The organism is Streptococcus intestinihominis, assembly GCF_046824975.1.
GTDB lineage: Bacteria > Bacillota > Bacilli > Lactobacillales > Streptococcaceae > Streptococcus.
In genome coordinates this window covers 329,391-331,398 of record NZ_JBKQBL010000002.1, presented here as the reverse complement: position 1 = coordinate 331,398, position 2,008 = coordinate 329,391, and the positions used below count along the sequence as shown (strand labels likewise).

Genomic DNA, 2,008 nt, shown 5'->3' with positions numbered 1-2,008 from the left:
CCCTTTGCCATGCTCAAAACGGATCCAGCTAGTGGCCAGGACTTTGTGGTCCGGGGGATCTTAGACGGCTACCTACTGTTGGAAGATCGGATCCTTCTCTTTGACTATAAGACAGACCGTTACCGGAATCCTCAAGAATTGCTGGATCGCTACCAAGCCCAACTGGAACTCTACGCAGAAGCCCTCCGCCGCTCTTATGGTGTGGACCAGGTTGAATCCTATTTAATCTTACTGGGCGGTGAGCAGTTGCAAGTCGTTTCTCTAGCAGATAGAAAGGATCCATCATGACCCCAATTGAACGTATCCAAGAGATGGAAGGTCATCTCAACACCTACCAAGGCTTAATCGAAGAGCTTGAAGCATGTTTGAAACGGGTAGAAGCTGGCCAGTCTAGCTATATCGCGCTTCGCGATTACTACACTAGCCAGGTCTACATGGACGATGTCGAATTGTCTAATCAGCCAGACTTCCCTGAAGAGGTCTACTGTGGCGTCTTATCGGAAGATGCCGTCTACGATTTGTTGGACGAGCACTACCAAAAGGCGGTAGAGATGCTAGACCTTGCCACCAAGATGTTGAAAGAACGATAAGAACACAAAAAAACTCCGGTTTCCCGGAGTTTTTAGATTAAAGATAAATTATTCTGCAAAACTTTCCTTAGGTGAGTACGGACGTCAGCGAACTTCTACGAAGTTCCATGACTTAGTTTTGGACCTAAGGTTCCAAAACTCCCGTGTGCTAGAAACAATCGTGTTTCTAGCACTTTTCTCACAGCGGAAAGTTTTTGACTTGCTTAAAATCTTAAATAATAAATAACTTTTTTGAAAAAATTATCTAGCTGGTAATGTAAAAATAGTTTGTCTATATTCACAAAAAAACTCCGGTTTCCCGGAGTTTTTTCGTTTGATTAGTGTGATACACGACGACGTGCTGCTTTTTTGCGGTTTTCTTCGATGAAAGCTGCTTTTTGTTCTTCAGGCTCGATTACTTTTTTCTTGAATGTGTAAACTGCACCTGCTACAGCAGCAACTGTACCAGCAACACCAGTAACAAAACCTTTACCAAATCCTTTAGCCATGAGAATTTCTCCTTTTTAGAACTTTAAATTTTTATGTTATAATATATGGTAACGAAAAAATGCGATTTTTGCAAGGAAAAACGATGAAAAACAAGATAATTGTGATAGTGGGACCGACCGCTGTTGGGAAAACAGCCCTCGCTATCGAGGTGGCCCAGCGCTTTAACGGGGAGGTCATCAGCGGAGATAGCCAGCAGGTCTACCGCACCCTAGATATCGGAACAGCCAAGGCCAGCCCAGAAGAGCAGGCGGCAGCTCCCCATCATCTGATCGATGTCCGCGAGGTGACAGAGACTTACTCAGCCTATGATTTTGTGACAGAAGCCAGCCAAGCCATCGAGGAGATTCAAGGACGGGGTCACCTTCCTATTATTGCTGGAGGGACAGGTCTCTATGTCCAGAGTCTCTTAGAAGGTTATCACCTAGGAGGGGATGTTGCCCACGAGGACATTCTAGCCTATCGGGAGTCCTTGTCCCCTCTTACTGATGAAGAACTGTTTGAGCGAGTAGCAAAAGAGGGAATTGAGATCCCGCAAATCAATCGCAGACGGGCTATGCGGGCCTTGGAAATCGCCCATTTCGGTCAAGATTTGGATAATCAAGCTCCAGCCTATGAACCCTATATCATCTGTCTAGACGATGATCGCCAAGCCTTGTATGACCGCGTCAATCGACGGGTGGATCTCATGGTTGAGCAGGGTTTGTTAGAAGAAGCCCAGTGGCTCTATGACAACCATCCTGAGGTTCAGGCTGCGAAAGGGATTGGCTACAAGGAGCTCTTTCCTTATTTCAAGGGGGAGCAAAGTTTAGAAGAGGCTCTTGAACAGCTCAAGCAAAATACGCGCCGTTTTGCCAAGCGCCAGTTGACCTGGTTCCGCAATCGGATGACAGTTCATTTTTACCAGATTGGAGAAGAAGGCTTCAAGGAGC

At 46.1% G+C, this 2,008-nt stretch carries 4 protein-coding genes; 3 read left to right on the top strand and 1 reads right to left on the bottom strand.

Annotated elements, in window-relative coordinates; all coding sequences use genetic code 11:
- The coding region (locus tag ACLOR3_RS05040; protein ID WP_412037042.1) for a hypothetical protein at positions 1-288 on the top strand (288 nt) is incomplete at its 5' end.
- On the top strand, positions 285-590 hold the full coding sequence (locus tag ACLOR3_RS05035) for a DUF4298 domain-containing protein (RefSeq protein ID WP_048717326.1): 306 nt from the start codon (positions 285-287) through the stop codon (positions 588-590). The genes ACLOR3_RS05040 and ACLOR3_RS05035, both read left to right, overlap by 4 nt.
- Before the next feature lie 317 nt (positions 591-907).
- On the opposite strand, the gene ACLOR3_RS05030 is transcribed toward ACLOR3_RS05035, so the two are convergent.
- A complete protein-coding gene (locus ACLOR3_RS05030; protein WP_003002781.1) occupies positions 908-1,078 on the bottom strand; it encodes a DUF3042 family protein in 171 nt (56 codons plus the stop codon).
- 83 nt (positions 1,079-1,161) lie between these two features.
- Between ACLOR3_RS05030 and miaA the strand changes: the two genes are divergently transcribed.
- The coding region (gene miaA / locus ACLOR3_RS05025; RefSeq protein ID WP_412037041.1) for a tRNA (adenosine(37)-N6)-dimethylallyltransferase MiaA at positions 1,162-2,008 on the top strand (847 nt) is incomplete at its 3' end.

Bases quoted from the DNA above. Each gene is read 5' to 3' on its own strand.
- ACLOR3_RS05035 (WP_048717326.1), top strand. From the start codon at position 285: ATGACCCCAATTGAACGTATCCAAGAGATGGAAGGTCATCTCAACACC.
- ACLOR3_RS05030 (WP_003002781.1), bottom strand. From the start codon at position 1,078: ATGGCTAAAGGATTTGGTAAAGGTTTTGTTACTGGTGTTGCTGGTACA.